At 39.9% G+C, this 18,675-nt stretch carries 18 protein-coding genes and 1 riboswitch; of the genes, 11 read left to right on the forward strand and 7 right to left on the reverse strand.

The genetic code is table 11. The annotated features are described in order from the left end of the window. Positions 1-4: 4 nt before the first annotated feature. The gene (locus tag KTH84_RS00220) at positions 5-526 is read right to left on the reverse strand and encodes a hypothetical protein (protein ID WP_262471560.1); all 522 of its coding nucleotides are present in this window, start codon (positions 524-526) and stop codon (positions 5-7) included. 864 nt (positions 527-1,390) lie between these two features. On the opposite strand from KTH84_RS00220, the gene KTH84_RS00225 reads away from it, so the two are divergent. Continuing rightward, entirely contained in the window at positions 1,391-1,945 is a 555-nt protein-coding gene (locus KTH84_RS00225) for a TetR/AcrR family transcriptional regulator (RefSeq protein WP_262471561.1), read from the forward strand. A gap of 57 nt (positions 1,946-2,002) precedes the next feature. Here KTH84_RS00225 and KTH84_RS00230 read toward each other — a convergent pair whose 3' ends face one another. From KTH84_RS00230 to yddG, 3 genes are all read right to left on the reverse strand, one after another. Then, entirely contained in the window at positions 2,003-2,236 is a 234-nt protein-coding gene (locus KTH84_RS00230) for a hypothetical protein (protein ID WP_016138616.1), read from the reverse strand. Between the two features lie 414 nt (positions 2,237-2,650). Next, positions 2,651-3,082 carry an SRPBCC family protein gene (locus KTH84_RS00235; RefSeq protein WP_262471562.1) on the reverse strand — a complete coding sequence of 144 codons (432 nt, stop codon included), beginning with the start codon at positions 3,080-3,082 and terminating at the stop codon, positions 2,651-2,653. A 129-nt stretch (positions 3,083-3,211) separates the two neighbouring features. Continuing rightward, the gene (yddG, locus tag KTH84_RS00240; RefSeq protein WP_262471563.1) at positions 3,212-4,144 is read right to left on the reverse strand and encodes an aromatic amino acid DMT transporter YddG; all 933 of its coding nucleotides are present in this window, start codon (positions 4,142-4,144) and stop codon (positions 3,212-3,214) included. Between the two features lie 205 nt (positions 4,145-4,349). Here yddG and KTH84_RS00245 point away from each other — a divergent pair, with 205 nt between their 5' ends. From KTH84_RS00245 to uca, 5 genes are all read left to right on the forward strand, one after another. Further along, positions 4,350-5,300, forward strand: a complete 951-nt coding sequence (locus tag KTH84_RS00245; RefSeq protein WP_262471564.1) for a 3-hydroxyacyl-CoA dehydrogenase NAD-binding domain-containing protein — start codon at positions 4,350-4,352, stop codon at positions 5,298-5,300. Between the two features lie 232 nt (positions 5,301-5,532). After that, the gene (locus KTH84_RS00250) at positions 5,533-6,696 is read left to right on the forward strand and encodes a zinc-dependent alcohol dehydrogenase (RefSeq protein ID WP_262471565.1); all 1,164 of its coding nucleotides are present in this window, start codon (positions 5,533-5,535) and stop codon (positions 6,694-6,696) included. Between the two features lie 228 nt (positions 6,697-6,924). Continuing rightward, a riboswitch (guanidine-I (ykkC/yxkD leader) is annotated at positions 6,925-7,020 on the forward strand. 28 nt (positions 7,021-7,048) lie between these two features. Further along, a complete protein-coding gene (locus KTH84_RS00255) occupies positions 7,049-7,789 on the forward strand; it encodes an urea amidolyase associated protein UAAP1 (RefSeq protein WP_262471566.1) in 741 nt (246 codons plus the stop codon). A gap of 15 nt (positions 7,790-7,804) precedes the next feature. After that, on the forward strand, positions 7,805-8,458 hold the full coding sequence (locus KTH84_RS00260; RefSeq protein WP_262471567.1) for an urea amidolyase associated protein UAAP2: 654 nt from the start codon (positions 7,805-7,807) through the stop codon (positions 8,456-8,458). A gap of 2 nt (positions 8,459-8,460) precedes the next feature. Next, positions 8,461-12,066 (forward strand): urea carboxylase, encoded by a 3,606-nt coding sequence (gene uca / locus KTH84_RS00265; RefSeq protein WP_262471568.1) that lies wholly within the window; start codon positions 8,461-8,463, stop codon positions 12,064-12,066. A 39-nt stretch (positions 12,067-12,105) separates the two neighbouring features. Here the strand turns inward: uca and KTH84_RS00270 are convergent, their stop codons facing one another. Continuing rightward, the gene (locus KTH84_RS00270; protein ID WP_262471569.1) at positions 12,106-12,642 is read right to left on the reverse strand and encodes an NAD(P)H-dependent oxidoreductase; all 537 of its coding nucleotides are present in this window, start codon (positions 12,640-12,642) and stop codon (positions 12,106-12,108) included. A 92-nt stretch (positions 12,643-12,734) separates the two neighbouring features. Here KTH84_RS00270 and KTH84_RS00275 point away from each other — a divergent pair, with 92 nt between their 5' ends. From KTH84_RS00275 to KTH84_RS00295, 5 genes are all read left to right on the forward strand, one after another. Next, entirely contained in the window at positions 12,735-13,118 is a 384-nt protein-coding gene (locus tag KTH84_RS00275; RefSeq protein ID WP_262471570.1) for a winged helix-turn-helix transcriptional regulator, read from the forward strand. Positions 13,119-13,317: 199 nt separating this feature from the next. Then, positions 13,318-13,443, forward strand: coding sequence for a hypothetical protein (locus tag KTH84_RS00280; RefSeq protein ID WP_262471571.1), 126 nt, complete (start codon positions 13,318-13,320; stop codon positions 13,441-13,443). Positions 13,444-13,447: 4 nt separating this feature from the next. Then, positions 13,448-13,882, forward strand: coding sequence for a CopG family ribbon-helix-helix protein (locus KTH84_RS00285; protein WP_032070478.1), 435 nt, complete (start codon positions 13,448-13,450; stop codon positions 13,880-13,882). Between the two features lie 12 nt (positions 13,883-13,894). Next, entirely contained in the window at positions 13,895-15,706 is a 1,812-nt protein-coding gene (gene atzF / locus KTH84_RS00290; protein WP_262471572.1) for an allophanate hydrolase, read from the forward strand. Further along, complete coding sequence (locus tag KTH84_RS00295; protein WP_133974288.1) at positions 15,703-16,725, forward strand: ABC transporter substrate-binding protein; 1,023 nt, start codon at positions 15,703-15,705, stop codon at positions 16,723-16,725. Before atzF ends, KTH84_RS00295 begins: the two co-directional genes overlap by 4 nt. A gap of 51 nt (positions 16,726-16,776) precedes the next feature. Here the strand turns inward: KTH84_RS00295 and KTH84_RS00300 are convergent, their stop codons facing one another. Further along, on the reverse strand, positions 16,777-17,658 hold the full coding sequence (locus tag KTH84_RS00300) for an ABC transporter ATP-binding protein (protein WP_001000088.1): 882 nt from the start codon (positions 17,656-17,658) through the stop codon (positions 16,777-16,779). Further along, positions 17,658-18,602 (reverse strand): ABC transporter permease, encoded by a 945-nt coding sequence (locus tag KTH84_RS00305; protein WP_262471573.1) that lies wholly within the window; start codon positions 18,600-18,602, stop codon positions 17,658-17,660. The genes KTH84_RS00300 and KTH84_RS00305 overlap by 1 nt, the downstream gene beginning before the upstream one ends. Positions 18,603-18,675: the final 73 nt, after the last annotated feature.

Consider the following 18,675-nt stretch of genomic DNA (forward strand, 5'->3'; position numbering starts at 1 on the left):
TTCTTTATTTTGAAATGATCACAGGCATAAAATTTACGGATGAAGGAACTGTAATACCTAATAATTCTTGCTTAGACGTTACAACCTCACCTGTATCAATATCTTCCACCCAGAATAGTAAAGGTTCTTTATTAAACTTTATATCAGCCTGATTATTCTTAACTTGATAATGTTGTCCGGCTTTTGCAGTAAATTTTAAACGACCACTTGTAAAATAGTTTGGTGTATCTGATACAAGTCGGATGTCTGTCGAACCTGGAGAAATCTCATAAACTTTATTCCAGTCATATGAGCGATTTAAAGTAGCTTTATCATTGATATAAGTAAGATATATACGGGCTTTAATAAGCTGGAGAGCATTTAATTTTTGAAAACCTACTATAGTAGCTAGTTGAGTTGATTGTACATTTTTGGGAAGCTGATAAAGAAGTTCATCAGGTATTTTTGCGTAAAGTGTATTTATTCCAGAGAAATAGAGAACCAAAGAAGCAGTAAAGCCGATAAATGATTTAGAAGTATTCGCCATTTTTCGTTAATAATTGATTTAAGTAAATATATTATAACCAAATCTCTAGAAAATTTTATGAAAATATCCAATATTATTTTCATAACTCGAATTAAGTTAAAAAGGCTTATGTTTAAAATAAAACAAATACATAAGTCATCTCTAAAGCTAATCTATAATTTGCTATGTAGCTATTAAATTAATAAAGCATGAGAAGTATATTCTTATTTTCCTATGAATATATAAGCCAGTTTCTTTGTTTTATAAACCAATTTTTAACAAAAAGTTTGAATTATTCATCCTTTCTTTTTAATGATCTATTTTAATACGATTGTCATTTCACACGCTTGACGTCAACAAAAGCGAATACTATCCTTTGCGGGCTAGCCTACATTGCTAGCGGGTTTTAGCAGACCCTATTTAACAAAGACGATATACGAAACCTTGTTTTGTGTATCGTGATCTCGTTCGCCCCCTTTTTCTCTACGGTAGGGCGGAAGGGGGACACCTTCGGGTGTGCTGGTTTCTTTGTTGCCAGTCTGCTAACCCTCTTTCGTCCTGCCACCATCATTTAGCAGTGATCGGTAGGATTTCTTTTGTTAACAAAGGAGTCCGCTATGCGTACTAATTCTTCTCATTTATTGGCCTTTGCCAAAATCTTTCCGTCCATACCAATTAAACAGTCTATAAAACGGTTTAATCGACTCTAGGTTTTCTACACCTTAAGAATCGTTACGACTCAAAAATCATAGCAACAATAAACCCGAGATAGGCGAGCACACCTTTAGTGCCGCTTTTGCATGCCTGTTTTTTAGCACTCATTTTAAGAGTGACGGCATTTCTATCTCTTTTAGATACAACAAAAAATTATTTTAAGCGGTATACATGAAAAATTTAGAATCTTCATTTAGAGCGCTGCGCGTGCTTCACGCAGCAAAAGATTTATTTAATCAAGATGGCTTTCATAAGGTCGGTGTTGACCGAATTATTGCGGAAGCCAAAATTCCCAAAGCGACTTTCTATAACGATTTTCATTCAAAAACACGACTGATCGAGATGTGTCTGACTTTTCAAAAAGATGCGCTCAAAGTAAAAGTATTTTCAATTCTCAATTCTTACCGTGAACAAATGGTGCTTGATAAACTCAAGAAAATTTACCTTCTACATGCCGATTTAAATGGCTTTTATCATTTACCGTTTAAAGCAATTTTGGAAATTGAAAAGCTCTACCCAAAAGCCTATAGCGTGGTGATTGAATATAGAACTTGGCTAATCAACGAAATTTATAAACAGCTTTTAACCATCAAAACCACCGCTTCAATGAAAGATGCCTACATGTTTTTGTTTGTGATTGATGGGGCAATGGTTCAGCTTTTAAGTAAAAACAGTGTAGATGAGCGAGACAAGCTACTCGAGTATTTTTTAATAATGCTCTCTTAGCTCTAAATCCACACACTTTTTAAAAGTAAAAAGCCCGTAATTGGGCTTTTATTTTAATCAATCTAGTTCAAGTTGATCATCATCTTTCGTAACTTTGATTTTCATCTTTTTATATTTACGTTTATTTGGATCTAAGGCAGAGTTTGAGACTTCATCAGCAAATTTTGGATTCTGCATGAGTTTTGCATAGGCTCTGTAACCTATGCGAATTCTGGTAGGTGGACAATCTGTTCTTTTGGAATAATATTCAATAAGTGAATTTAATTCCTTTAACAAGCACTGATGTTCCATTGTATGGATTATTTTCTAATAGTAGGTTATTTCAGCATACTGAACTTTAGAAAATTTCTAAAGATTTAATTGATATACATCATCTCTATGAAATGTTAATTGTTGTGCATTATTCTTGTTAAGTGTGAGTTAATTTGCTTTTTATCTCATCTTTCTGTTTTCTTTTAATCAAACAGTCATAACTAAGGTGTAAATTAATTTTAGAAAAAGAAAATAGATAGAAGATTGCCACGAACAAAAACTATTTAAGCAATTCTCTCAAACTGTAGAATTAAGCTGACTTTAACGAGTCGGCTTTTGTTTTTGTCATTAAGTTTTCGAATTTACTATTTTTAGAAATTGATATACCAGCTCTTCAATAAATCTACTTAAAAATAAAAGCCCGATAAAGGGCTTTTATTTGATATATCTCAATTAAAACTTAAGTTTTTTAAGCCCTCGGCTTACACCATTTTGTAAGGCTGTTTTAATGATCGGGCCAATAAAAGGAACGCGACCTTTAAAGCTAATGGTGTAATCCAAGCGAGTACGGTTGTTTCCCAAGTCGCTAAATTTCATTACACCACGGTGAGCCTTAATTGGGCTAATGCCGCTGGTAATTGCATATTCGATGAGTTCATTTTCTTTGTAGACTAAATTTGTTTCTACAAATGAAGGGGTAAATGGAATAGACATCTTGCGTGCAGAGCCGACACCATTGCGAGCATCTTTTCCGTTGCTAATCCGAGTCACTTTAGCAGGAGCGAAAAGCTTGCTTAGGTTTTCATGTTCGCTCAAGATTGCAAAGACCTTGTCTATGGGTGCATCAAATTCTTGTACGATGTTGATTTTTTGAGTTTTTAACATCTTATTCCCTCTAGAAATAATTTTGACATGGACGATTGTCAGAATTTGGATGTTAGCACGCTTTTGGCAATGGGGGAATTCTAGTTCGTCGGAGTTCTTGGAAGCCCGAAAAAACTCATTGGGGTAACTTTATGAGACTTCCTGCCGTTTTAATATTTTTTTAAAGAAAGGCTGAATAACAGACCAGTTTGTTGAAATCCAGCAAATAAATGAACCAGCTGTAACCATTGCTGTTCCTTGCCAAAAGCTCAAGGATAATTGAGTTTGTAAAACAAACATTGCCAAAATAGATGAAATAATAGGGGTGAAATAAGAGGCAACCACAAGCATGGTAATGTTTCCATGAATGATGCCAATGTTCCATGCCGCATAACCAAAACCAATTGCAGCAGATGCGACGACAAGTGTCATGAACGTCGACAAATCTATCGAGGGAATAGCAAATTGCCCCGAGAGAAGCAGCTTGAGCCATAGTGTTAGTGCGACACAAACAAAGAAAATAGAGATCGGGTTTTGTCCATTGCTCATTTTTTTTGTGATTACACAGTAAAAAGCCCAGATGATGGCACCTGTAAATGCCAAAATATAGCTCAGCGGGTTGCTATGAAAATTATCGACAATACTCTTTAGACTAAAATCGCCGCTTCCAGTTTGAATAAAAATAATGCCAAAAATTGAAAAAGTTAAGCCTAAAATAATAAGAAAATTAAACTTTAATTCCTTAAAAATAACGAAAGCCAAAACTGTCAAACTCGGCCATAAATAGTTAACAATACTGACTTCAATCGCTTGTTGAGGGCTTTGAGAATAAGCAATCGCAAATGAAAAACACAGCTCGTAAGCAACGAACAGAACTGTACCCAATATTAAATATTTTTTAGAAATCAGTTTAAAGTCTGGAACTCTGAAAATGGCAAGCAACAGTAGCGCACTGAGAGTATAAATAAGCGTGACACCCATTTCCGGTCCAATGGCGGCACTGACTTGTTTCATCAGACCGACCATAGATGCCCACATGAGAATGGCGCTTAAACCAATCAATGTTGCTAGATTTTTTGACATAAAATTCAGTAAATAAAGTTTGGAAAGGGGTAAAAGATTAAGCCGTATTGGCGAAAGGAATAAAATTTTCAAGATAGGGAATATAGGACAAATTATATAAAATATAAACAATTAAATTTATTGATTGGTTGAATCTGCTATGTTGGTTTAAGCATTCCATTGGGTACAGAAATTTCGAATAAAACAACATTTTTACGAGGAAAATATGGAAGTCATTAAAACGGTTGGTGTTGTGGGAGCGGGTGTCATAGGTGCAAGTTGGACGGCCTTATTTTTATATAAAGGATTTAAAGTTAAGGTTTATGACCCTTATCCTATCGATGAAGCAATCTTTAAAAAAAGAATATATGAAAATCTAAATGATTTATTAGCTTTAGATGAAAACGCTAAGCACATCCATTCTTTACAAGATGTGTTGCTTAATCTGGAAGTTTTTAATCATTTAAAAGATGCGGTTTCAGACGTAGATTTTATTCAAGAAAATGCTCCAGAGCGTTTAGATTTAAAACAAAAGCTATATCAAGAAATCACGTCATATTGCCCTGAACAGACTATTATTGCTTCAAGCTCATCGGGCTTAAAAGTGTCTGATTTTCAAAAAGAGACACAACATCCTGAACGTATTTTATTAGGTCATCCTTTTAATCCTCCTCATCTTTTGCCTTTGGTTGAAATTGTTGGAGGAAATTTGACTGATCCACAAATTTTAAAACAGGCTTCTGAGTTTTATAAACAGTTAGGTAAGAACCCAATCATTTTAAATAAAGAAGTAAAAGGACATGTGGCAAACCGCTTGCAGGCTGCGCTATGGCGAGAAGCATTTTCTCTGGTTGAACAAGGCGTGTGCTCTGCCGAAGATGTTGACGTCGCGATTACCAGTGGGCCGGGATTAAGATGGGCGCTATTTGGTCCCTATATTAATATGCAACTTGCAAACCAAAAGGGCTTTAAAGAGGCGATTCACCATTTAGGTCCCCCAATGACAGAGTGGTGGAATGACATGCAAGCATTTCAACATTCAGACGAGACAACGAATTTACTCGAAGCAGAAACAAATCAGCTTTTAACCCAATATAAAGATAGAGATTTATATCAAACTAGAGACAAAGGGCTGGTTGATATTTTAAAGCTCAGACAGCAACTCAAGTTAGATTGAGGCAGCTTTTAGGGCAGAGCCAATTATTTTATTATAGAGATGATTGGCTTTTTGCTAGATAAAATAGAAACCAACCCTCGTTGAAAATGATTGCTCATTCATTAATTGTTACTCAAATCACTATTCCGTTGCATTTGAACTATATGCCTTACGTGAAAAATAAGAATCGTTGCAAACGGTAAAGAAAGCCTCTTCATAATCAAATGACATCATAAAAATGAGAGGAATGAAAATGCGCGCTCTTACCTATCACGGTGCCGAAGATGTCCGAGTTGAAACGGTCGCGGACCCTATTATTCAAGAACCAGATGACATTATTTTAAGAGTAACAGCAACCGCAATATGTGGTTCTGACCTACATTTATATCGAGGAAAAATTCCAAAGACTGAACATGGAGATATCTTTGGTCATGAGTTTATGGGAGTTGTAGAGGAAGTTGGCCCCGCCGTTACCCAAGTGAAAAAGGGTGATCGTGTGATTGTTCCTTTTGTGATTGCTTGTGGCGAATGTTTCTTTTGCCAACTCGACCTGACTGCTGCATGTGAAAAAACCAATACAGGGCGCGGTGCAATTATTAATAAAAAACAAATTCCACCCGGTGCAGCTTTATTTGGCTATAGCCACTTATACGGCGGTATTCCCGGTGGCCAAGCAGAATATGTGCGTGTGCCAAAAGCCAATAAAGGTCCTTTTAAAGTACCAACCTCATTGTCAGATGAAAAAGTACTTTTCTTGACTGATATTTTGCCGACTGCTTGGCAGGCAGTGACCAATGCCCAAGTCAAACGTGGCTCAACCGTTGCTATTTATGGTGCTGGTCCAGTTGGGCTATTAAGTGCTGCTTGTGCCAAGATGCTCGGTGCAGAAAAAATATTTATGGTCGATCACAATCAATATCGATTGGAATATGCGGCTGCCACTTATGGGGCTATTCCAGTCAATTTTGAAGAAGTGGATGCTGCTGAATATATTATTCAAAATACAGACAACTACCGTGGTGTAGATGCGGTGATTGATGCGATTGGTTTCGAGGCGAAAGGTAGCATCATTGAAACTGCGCTAACAACCCTCAAACTTGAAGGCTCAAGTGGGGCTGCTTTACGCCAATGTATTGCAGCGGTTCGCCGTGGTGGTGTGGTGAGTGTACCGGGTGTATATGCAGGTCCAATACATGGTTTCTTATTTGGCGATGCTTTTGATAAAGGCTTGACCTTTAAAATGGGGCAGACCCATGTTCATCAATATTTACCACAACTATTAGAACATATTGAGCGTGGTGAATTAACACCTGAAGCCATCATTACTCACCGCATGAAATTAGAAGATGCCGCAGAGGGATATCGCATTTTTAATAAAAGAGAAGAGGACTGCCGTAAGGTGATTCTGATCCCTTAAAATATGCCTAGTATTTTATTCGGTAGCCCATTTGTCTGAAAAGTCCCTAATGATTTGGGGACTTTCTTATATCAGTTTTAAAGTTGCAGCTAATTTAAAAAATGCACTATTTTTTATGCAGCCATCCATTCTCTACTCTAAATTGCACCCCAATTGACCAAGTTTAGTATTACTTTTAACCAAAAACGTAATACCAAGCTGGCATGTCATTTGCATAGTTATAAACAATCAAAAGTGATCTAGGGTTCCGATACTTCATGTATGACTGGACCGAGAGTTCACGGTTCCTAGCGAACTACACGGAGGGATAAAAGCCCGGGAGGAAGTCTAAAACTATCCGACAGGAGTAGCTATGAACACTGCAAGTTATCATAACAATCAGGCGATTTGGACCGAACTTTTACCCGGTGGACATCACTGGTCGGGCCGTATTCAAAAAGGAACAATTCTTAGATTTAAATCACTTGGCGCTCATGCAAACGTGTCCGTATTTTGTGTAAATGCTGCCGATGTGCTTGAACGTTTTAACATGCCCGACACTTTAAAAGGGCAACACACCGCCTATTTAAAAGCTTCCAATGTGCTCTATTCAGACCTTGGTCGTGTCATGGCTTCAATTGTTCATGACGATCATGGTTGGAACGATGCACTCTGTGGCCCAAGCCGACCAGAACAAATTGAAAAGCAATTTGGTACTTGTACATTTCAAGATGCCCGCAATGATATGTACCAAAACGGCTTAGACAGCCTACTCATTGAAATGTGTAAATACGGACTTGCCAGCCAAGACCTGAGTGCCGCGGTTAACCTGTTTTCTAAAGTTGCGGCAGATGAAAACGGTGTTTTGTCTTATGTAAATTCAGATAACACCGATCAAACCATTGAGATGCGTTTTGAAATGGACTGCCTGTTATTTTTATCTGCTGCACCGCATGGTTTAGACACCAGCCCAAGCTATCAACCTGCCGATATTCAACTCAGTTTATTTAAAGCCAACTCTCTAACAGACAGCGATATTTGTCGTGATGCGTGTTCGCAAAATCAGCGTGCGTTTCAAAACACAGCCCGCTACTACGCGCTTAGCAATATTTAAATCAGGAGAAGCATCATGACAATTTTACAATCATTTGAAAAAGCAGTTTTAAATGAAGTTTGTCCTGCGGGTGAAGCGTGGATGTGTGAGGTTAAAAAAGGCCAATATTTTCGAATTATTGATCTTGAGGGAAACCAAGCGGTCGATACTTTGTTTATGAGTGCCGAAAACCCAACTGAGCGTTATAGCGCAATGGATACTTTGGCCATCAATCAACACATTTATTTAGAAAAGGGCACCAAGCTTTACAGTAACTTTGGCCGCCCAATTGCGGTTATTCATGATGATAACTGCGGGCGTCATGACACCATTGGCGGTGCCTGCTCATGTGAAAGTAATACAGTTCGTTATGCACATGAAACTTACCCAATGCATAGTTGCCGTAACAATTTTATGTATGCTTTGGCAAAACATCCCATTGCAAAAAAGCATGGCTTAAATGTCCGTCACATCGGCCCAAACATTAACTTTTTTATGAATGTGCCAGTAACGCCAGACGGTCAGCTTAAATTTGATGATGGAATTTCAGGGCCGGGTAAATATGTCGAAGTTCGGGCAGAAATGGATTTAATTGTTTTAATTTCCAATTGTCCGCAGCTCAATAACCCATGTAATGCCTATAACCCAACCAAAATTCAACTGGTTGTCCGTGAAGCGGAAGGGGTGTAAGCATGTTTAAAAAAGTTCTGATTGCCAACCGTGGTGCAATTGCCTGTCGCGTGATTCGTACCCTTAAAAAACTCGGTATTGCTTCGGTTGCAGTTTACTCCGAAGCCGATCGTGATTCTCTACATGTGACTTTGGCTGATGAAGCTTTCTTGATTGGTCCTGCGCCTGCTCATCAAAGCTATTTAAATATTGAAAAAATCCTTGAGGTTGCTAAACAGTCGGGGGCAGAAGCCATTCACCCTGGTTATGGTTTTTTGTCTGAAAATGCTGAGTTTTGTGATTTGTGTGAAAGCCAAGGCATTGCTTTTATTGGGCCAACTTCAAGCCAAATGCTCGATTTTGGTTTAAAACATACTGCACGTGAACTCGCTATTAAAAGCAACGTGCCTTTACTTCCGGGCAGTTCACTTCTTGCAGACGAAGCTGAAGCCTTAACTGAAGCGGCCCGTATTGGTTATCCGGTCATGCTTAAAAGTACCGCGGGTGGCGGTGGTATTGGCATGCGTTTGGTCTGGAATGAAACCGAATTAAAAGATGCTTATCAAACTGTGTCTTATTTAGCTCAGGTCAATTTTAAAGATTCGGGTTTGTATTTAGAGAAATTTGTACAACACGCGCGTCACATCGAAGTGCAAATTTTTGGTGATGGGCAAGGGCAAGTTTTAGCCTTGGGTGAGCGTGATTGTTCAGTGCAACGCCGTAATCAGAAAGTCATTGAAGAAACACCAGCGCCTCACTTAAATGAACAGCAACGCGACTATTTGCAAAAAGTTGCGATTCAACTGATGCAGTCGGTGAACTACCGTTCGGCAGGCACAGTTGAATTTGTCATGGACACTGAAACCCAAGAGTTTTATTTCTTAGAGGTCAACACGCGTTTACAAGTCGAACATGGCGTGACCGAGCAAGTGTTTGGTGTCGATTTAGTCGAGTGGATGGTTACCTTGGCAAGCGGTGACTGGTCAGTACCCACTGAAAAGTTAGAGCCAACAGGACATTCGATTCAGGTTCGTCTTTATGCCGAAGATCCGATTAAACAATTCCAACCCAGTGCGGGCTTACTTACCCATGTTAAATTTGACTCCCAAGCACGAGTCGAAACATGGGTAGAAACAGGTTCAACGGTGTCGTCTTTTTACGACCCGATGATTGCTAAAATCATTGTGACCGCTACAACACGAGACCAAGCTATACAGGCAATGAGTGCTAGTCTTGCAAATACACAAGTGGCTGGCATTGAAACTAATTTGGAGTATTTGCAAAATATTATTGCTTGCGATGTGTTTGCGTTAGGTACTCAAACAACCCGATTTTTAAATACTTTTGAATGGAAAACTCAAAAAATTGAGGTGTTGCAAGCTGGTATTCAAACCGCTATTCAGGACGTAACAGGCCGATTAGGTTATTGGGATGTTGGTGTACCACCATCAGGTGCGATTGACCCACTTAGTTTAACTGTGGCAAACCAGCTTTTAGCCAATGAACCAAATACCGCAGGGCTTGAATGTACTTTGCAAGGGCCAACTTTAAAGTTTCACTGCGATAGCCAAATTGTGATTGTAGGTGGCGATATGCTATCAACGCTTGATGGTGAACTTGTCCCGATGTGGCAAACCATTAACGTTCAAAAAGGTCAGATTTTAAAATGTGGCATCATTCGTTCAGGCTGCCGTAGTTATATTGGCATTAAAGGCGGTTTTGATGTTCCTGACTATTTAGGGTCACAGGCGACTTTTACTTTGGGGCAGTTTGGTGGGCACGCAGGCCGTAATTTATTAATTGGCGATATGCTGCCGATTACTGAATATTCAACTCAATCGACCACTGCATTAGCTCAAGCACAAATTCCTAACTTTACCCAAAACTGGGAAATTGCAGTGATGTATGGTCCACACGGCGCGCCAGACTTTTTTACCAAACAAGATATTGATACCTTCTTTACCAACGAGTTTGAAATTCACTATAACTCAAGCCGTACAGGCATTCGTTTAATTGGGCCAAAACCTGAGTGGGCACGTGAAGATGGCGGGGAGGCAGGCTTGCATCCTTCCAATATTCATGACAATGCCTATGCGATTGGCGCGATTGATTTTACGGGCGATATGCCAATTATTTTGGGTCCCGATGGTCCGAGCTTAGGTGGCTTTGTATGTCCTGCGGTGGTGATTCATTCCGAGCTTTGGAAAATCGGGCAATTGAAAGCAGGCGATAAAGTCAAATTTGTACCTGTAAGTTACACGCAAGCAAAAGCACTGGACCAAAAATATCATCAAAGCTTAACCGCGGCTGATACAACGCTAATTGATTTTAATCCAGCCATTCAAGCAGAATCCGATACTCTAAAAGATGCAGTTTTGGCAACTTTGCAAGGTGAGGGCGACTTGCCAAGTATTACCTATCGACCAGCAGGAAATAGCTATTTGTTGGTGGAATATGGTGAGTTAGTACTCGACCTAAATTTACGCTTCCGTATTCATGCACTCATGCAATGGGTCAAAGATCAAAACATTCAGGGCATTATCGACTTAACACCGGGCATCCGTTCACTACAAATTCATTTTGATTCAATCCAGCTCGATCAACTTGAGCTTTTACACAAACTTCAACAAGCAGAAGCCGAGTTACCCGACATTCAAAATATGCAGGTACCTTCACGGACTGTCTATTTGCCTTTGGCTTGGGAAGATTCGCAAACTCAACTTGCCACCGAACGCTACACGCAAATTGTTCGTCCAGATGCACCGTGGTGCCCAGATAACGTCGAGTTTATTCGCCGTATTAATGGTTTAGCTTCAAAGCAAGCGGTTAAAGATGTGGTCTATAGTGCGAACTATTTGGTGATGGGTTTAGGCGATGTGTATTTAGGAGCACCCGTTGCGACACCGCTCGACCCACGCCAACGTTTAGTCACCACAAAATATAATCCAGCACGAACTTGGACACCTGAAAACGCCGTGGGTATCGGCGGTGCCTATATGTGTGTATACGGTATGGAAGGGCCGGGTGGCTACCAGTTTGTTGGCCGTACCACTCAAATGTGGAGCCGTTACCGTAAAAATGCCGACTTCGAAGAGGGTAAGCCTTGGCTACTGCGCTTTTTTGACCAAGTTAAATTTTATGAAGTCACTGAGACTGAACTTCTGCAAATGCGTGAGGACTTTAAGGCGGGCCGTCTACAACTTCGCATTGAAGATGGTGTTCTCAACTTAAAAGAATACAACGAGTTTTTAAAAACACATCAAGACAGCATTCAAGCCTTTAAAGACATGCAACAAGCGAATTTCGAGGCTGAACGACGCCGTTGGCACGAAGCAGGCCTACAAGAATATATCTCTGAAAGTCTAGATGCTGTTGATGAAGGCGAAACCATAGTTATTCCTGAAGGAGGCTGTGCAGTCGAATCGCATATGCCGGGCTCAATCTGGAAAATTGAATGTGCATCGGGAGATATTGTTGAAGAAGGTGCAACCCTTGCAGTAATTGAGGCAATGAAAATTGAAATCCCGATTATTGCGCCTGAACGCATGAAAGTTGAAACCATTACCATTGAAAAAGGGCAAACCGTAAAAACGGGACAAGTGCTATTTACCTTGGCACCTGTCGCTTAAACCAAAAGAGAGCATCTATATCGATGCTCTCTTTAAACCTTATGCTTCGGTCAAATGCTTTAATACTTTATGACCATGTTCAACCGCTTCTAATTTAATTTTCGACTCTGGATTGCCTGATAAAGGTGATACGTCATAAAGCAAGTAAGTGCCGCTTAACTGCATTTGCGTATATTGAATTGAATATTGAACCGCTTTTAAAAAGCTATCGGCTAAGTTTTCTCGGTCGTTCACCATGTCAGCTTCTTTTTGCCCGACCGTCATACTAATAATGACTTTTTTATCTTTTAATTTATCGCCCTGAGAGCCATAAGCAAATTGATAAGTGAAAACTTCATCAAACCATAACTTCAAAATTGCCGGCATATTAAACCAGAACATTGGATATTGCAGAATGATGGTGTCGTGGCGTAACAAGGCCTCTTGTTCAGCATTCACATCAATTTGATAATCTGGATAGAGCTGGGAAATATCTCGGACTTCAAGGTCTGGGTAGGTTTTTACGAGTTCATTCACAATCGTTTTATTTGCAATCGATTGAGCGTAGTAGGGATGGGCCAAAATAAGTAAAGCCATAATAATGCCTTGTAACTATAAAAATAATAGTCACTATAATTTTTATAGTATTCGCGTACAATAACTATCAAAGTTGATAGGTGGCGTTAAAAATGGCAAATACTGAAAATAAATGTGAAATCAGCATGAATGGAAAAACTTATCCATGTCATATCAGTATGGCTATGGACTTGGTGGGTGGAAAATGGAAATGCGTGATTTTGTATTATTTAAAAGATGGGCCGAAACGCTTTAATGAAATCAAGCAACTCATTCCTACAATTACTGAAATGACATTAAGTCTTCAACTCAAGCAATTAGAACAGAGTGGCTTAATATCTAGAACTGTATATGGTGAAAAAGCACCAATTAAAGTGGTCTATGAAATGACAGATTTTGGAAAAACTTTTAGACCAGTTCTAGATTCTTTATATGTATGGGCGCATACGATGATTAATTTATCTGAAGAGTCAAAATCAAAACTCAATTTATTGTGATTTAATTAATATAGAAGACTGGTTTTATTGCTCAAATAAAAAAGCCCCATCCCTGTGCATGGGGCTTTTTTCTGCCCAAAAATCACTCATAAATACCCATCCAATCCATCAAAACCGCGCTTAAAAACTGGCACATTTTCTGCATCTCTTATCAGTAATACAAAAACTGAATTTGGTAATACCAAGCTAGAGGTGCGATATGAACGATGTAAAACCCGTGGCTCAACCAAAGCAAAATTTAAAAGCCTTTTTAGTCGAATTGCTCAGCGTTCGTGCAGGCGTATATATCAAACAAAAAAATTATCCGACTAAAACAAAAGGATAAGACTGTGGCAAAACAAAAGTTAGCTCGAATCAGTATTACCGTACCTGAAACGACCCTCAACGCACTCGACCAAAAAATTGTCGAGCAGAACTATGAAAGTCGCTCGCAAGCCATTGTCGACATGATTAATAAACACTTAATTGCAGAGCAAGCACAGGCCAATGAAGTCATGGTAGGGACTTTGACGCTGCTTTACGACGCTAGCCAAATGACCCTACGCAATCAATTGGTTGATTTACAACAACAGTTTTTAACTCAGGTGATTAGTTCACTTCATATTCAGCTCGACCAACAAAAGATATTGCAAGTCATGTTAATGCAGGGTGCGAGCTCTGAACTCAGACAAATTAGCCAGCAATTTATTGTGCTTAAAGGGGTGATTAAAGGGCATTTAGAACTGATGGATGCCGTGATGCCGCCTATACAGCAAAATGACTAAATGAGGAGTAGCGTGTTGAAAAATTTATGGACTATCCAAGACTGGAAAACAGCATATCAAACTGGACAAATCCATATTGAAAGTCTGATTGCTTATGTTGCAGAAATTAAAAATGATGACCATGCATGGATTGAAATTGCCTCCGTTGAGCAAATTCAATCACAAATTAATGTTTTAAAAGATCAAAACATTGCTGATTTACCGCTGTACGGTGTGCCATTTGCAGTTAAAGACAACATTGATGTCGCTGGTTTTCACACCACTGCTGCCTGTAAAGAGGTTCAATATTTAGCTAAGCAAGATGCTGCTGTAGTTGCCAAGCTGAAAAAAGCAGGAGCGATTGTGGTGGGCAAAACCAACCTCGATCAATTTGCGACTGGACTGGTCGGGGTTCGTTCTCCCTATGGTGCAGTAAAAAATAGTTTTAATCCTAAATATATCAGCGGTGGGTCAAGCTCAGGTTCATCCGTGGTAGTTGCCAACGGTATTGTGCCTTTTAGTTTGGGGACTGATACGGCGGGATCAGGGCGTGTTCCTGCGGGCCATAACAATATTGTGGGTCTTAAACCGACAAAGGGCTGGTTTTCTACCACGGGTTTAATTCCTGCATGTCGGACCATTGATGTCATTTCTATTTTTGCACTGCATATTGATGACGCTTGGACAGTTGCCAGTCTAATGCAAGGCTATGATGAAACAGATGAATATTCACGAGCACATCCAGCCAATGTACCAACTCAGTTTTCTAAACGAAAAATTGCCATTCCTGCTCAGCTTGAGTTTTATGGCGACCTTGAATCTGAAAAAGCCTTTATAGTTGCAATTGAACGTGTAAAAAAACTGGGTTATGAAGTCGAGAGTATTGATTTCAGCGCATTTAATGAGCTTGCTGCTGCACTTTATAATGATGCATGGGTAGCGGAAAGAACAATCGCCGTTGAACGCATGACAACGCGTGACAAAGCACATCCTGTTATTGCCCAGATTATTTCTCAGGCAGATCGCTTCAAAGCAACAGATGCACTACAAGCGGAATATAACCGTGCAGTACTGGCCCGAAAAATTAATTTGGCACTTCAGCCTTTTGATGCATTGATGGTTCCAACCGCACCAACCATTTACACCATTGCAGAAGTTGAAGCTGACCCGCTAACTAAAAACGCGCACATGGGGGCCTATACCAACTTTGTAAATTTTGCCGATCTTTCTGCTTTAGCTTTACCTAATGTACTCCGTGAAGACGGCCTACCAAGCGGGGTAACCTTTATTGCTCCAGCTTGGCACGATCAGGCACTGGCAAATTTTGCGCAGCTCTGGCAAACCGAAACACCGCTGAGTTTAGGTAAATCAACTCAACATTATCAAAAAAGTATAGAGATCCAGTCGAATCATTCAGTACAGCTTGCCGTTGTGGGAGCGCACTTAACAGGCATGCCACTTAATTTTCAACTCACTAGTCGCAATGCCACTTTGCTCAAGAAAACCCAGACAGCAGAAGCCTATAAACTCTTTGCCCTAAAAAATACCAAACCACCAAAACCGGGGCTGCAATGCGATGCGACAGGTACGTCAATTGAAGTTGAAGTGTGGGATGTTCCTTTTGCAAATTTCGGAGCCATTGTGGCTGAAGTGCCTGCACCACTTGGTATTGGCAACCTTAAATTAAAAGATGGAACATGGGTCAAAGGTTTTATCTGCGAAGCTTATGCCATTCATGATGCAACCGATATTAGCCATTTTGGAGGCTGGCGAGCCTATATACAGTCACTCAATCAAACCGCTCAAAGTGTTGTTAGTAAAAATGTTGGGGAAGTTTCTATATGATTAAAAAAGCGTTTTTATCCGTATCTATTTTATCGGCAGTTGTATTGGGTGGGTGTGACAATACGGCTAAAGTCCCTGAGGCTAAACAAGACGCTCAGGCAGCCACAAATACAAAACCGATTACCATTGGCTATAGTGATTGGCCAGGCTGGGTAGCTTGGCAGGTGGCTATTGAAAAAGGTTGGTTAAAAGAAGCCGGCTTAAATGTAGAGTTTAAGTGGTTTGATTATTCGGCTTCACTTTCGGCTTTTTCAGCAAATCAGCTTGATGCCGTTTTGGTCACCAATGGCGATAACTTGGTAACAGCTTCGGGCGGCACTCAAGGCATGATGATCATGGCAACAGATTATTCTGCGGGTAATGATGTCATTATTGCAAAAGAGGGAATTAATACCATTCAAGACTTAAAAGGAAAATCAATCGGCGTTGAAAAAGGCTTGGTTGATCATCTTTTACTAGCAACAGCTTTAACCGACCATAACATTAAAGCCAATGACGTGAAGCTGGTAAACTCAGCAACCAACCAATTACCTCAAGTGTTCAATAGCCCAGATATTTCTGCGATTGCTGTTTGGCAACCTGTTGCAGGTCAAGCATTAAAAGCCGTAGCGGGTTCTAAAATTATCTATACCTCTAAAGACAAGCCGGGTTTAATTTATGACACTCTGACCGTCAACATGAGTCATTTAACTGCTCATCAAGAAGAATGGAAAAAAATCATTCAGGTGTGGGACAAAACAGTTAAATATATTAATGACCCTGCAACCCATGCCGATGCAGTTAAAATCATGGCAAACCGTTCAGGGGTTGACCCGAAACAATATGAGTTGATGGTTAGCGGGACGCATCTATTAGATATCAATGCCAATAAAAAGGTATTTGCTAAATCAGATGGTTTTGACTCGATTTATGGTTCGACTTATCACGTAAATAAATTTAATGTTGAAAATGGTATTTATAAAACTGAGCAAAATGTAGATGGGCTGATTTATCCGACACTCATAGAACAACTCAAATAAGCCCAATCAATAAAAAAGCCCAAGTTCAGCTTGGGCTTTTTAATGTCTTTCTTATTTTTCTGTACTGACTTGAGTCATACGCGGAATTTTTGGTAAATCTTGCAAAGCTGGGTCAAGCTCGTCCTCTTCGGCGTGTACCAGATAATCTACCCGTGAGCGGAGCTGTTTAAACTCAGGGGTACTCATTAAGTCCAGTGAACGTGGGCGCGGTAAATTCACTTCAATAATTTCCTTAATTTCGCCTGGGTTGGCTTTGAGTGCCACAATTCGGTCTGCAAGTAAAATAGCTTCATCCATGTCATGGGTGACAAAAATAATGGTGATATCAATGTTTTGCCATAAATCCATTAAGTGTTTTTGCATTTTTTGGCGAGTGTGAGGGTCGAGCGCACCAAAAGGTTCATCCATCAGTAAAATTTTAGGTTGATTGACCAAGGCTCTCGCAATTGCAACGCGCTGTTTCATGCCACCAGAAAGTTGATGTGGATACTGATTTTCATATTTTTCTAAACCAATAATATTGATCCATTCACGGGCTTGCGCCTCTGCTGTCATTTGACTGGCTCCTCGCATTTGCGGACCAAACATCACGTTTTCTTTTACGGTTTTCCAAGGGAAAAGGGTATAGCCCTGAAACACCATACCGCGTTCAGGACATGGGCCTGTAATGCATTCGCCGTCTACTAAAACTTCTCCACTATGATATGGGTCTAAACCTGCAATGACACGGCTCAGGGTCGATTTACCACAGCCGGAAGGGCCAATCACACAAATAAATTCTCTTTTATGAATTTTTAAATCGAGCTTATTTAAAACAGTGCGTTCGCTTTGTCCATGCTTAAAGACTTGGCTCAGTTGTTTAGCTTCTAAAATAACAGGACGTTCATAAATTTTTTGAAAGTATTCATGCGCGTTAAATGTTGAATCATTCATTATTTTGCTCCTACTTTCCAAGTGAACATCCGCTCACCTAACTTCATTAATATCCAATCACAGACCAGACCAATCACCCCAATAATCAGAATGGCCGCATAGACATTGTCAAAGTTTTGATAACGTGCCTGTTGGGTAATAAACCACGTAATACCCGAAGTCGTACCAATCAACTCTGAAACAATTAAATAGGTCCATGCCCAGCCCAATAACACACGTAAGTCACGGTAAATATCGGGTAAGGCAGCGGGGATCACTACATGGAATAAACTCTTCAGCTTATTGGTGCCAAGCGTATAGCCAGCTTCAATTAAGCTTCGATCAACCATTCGGGTGGTATTGGCAATAATGAGAATTTGCTGAAAAAGTGTACCAATCACAATAATTGCGATTTTAGGTGCGTCATTAATTCCTAAAATTGCCACTGCAAGTGCGCCAAAAGCCGGTGCAGGCAAGTAACGGAAAAACTCGACAAAAGGCTCTGTTAACAGCGATATGCGCTTAGAAAAACCACACAAAATACCCAGTGGAATCCCAATAAGCGAAGAGATAAAAAAAGCTGAAAATACCAGTTTAATACTGTGCCATAAACTTTGATGAAACCACGGCGAATCGGGTTGCTCTGGTGGTGTGGTAAAGGCGGTGACCAAAGCCTTAGCGACTTCATGAGGAGCAGGTAAATAAATCGGATTGACTAAAATACCTTGTGGTGGTGCAGAATTTCGATTGACTGCATTTTGTGCTTCGAGATAGAACACATTTTTATCAATGCGACTTCCCACTTGTAAGTAAGAAACACTTCCCGAACTCGTGATTTGTACTTGAGGATGCCAAACAAAAGGTAAGTAACTGATTGCGCACCAAAGACATATTGGAATAACGAAAGAACAAATACTGAGAATCAGCTTGTTCTTTCGCGTAGATTCCTTTGCAACATAACCCATATCGACAGCTCCCCATTTTGATCAGTATTACGATTTTCATAAAACGTAATATTGTTAAGCAAAATAGGTGCCA

Origin of the sequence: Acinetobacter sp. WU_MDCI_Abxb74, from assembly GCF_025513915.1 — a bacterium.
Taxonomy (GTDB): Bacteria; Pseudomonadota; Gammaproteobacteria; order Pseudomonadales; family Moraxellaceae; genus Acinetobacter; species Acinetobacter calcoaceticus_C.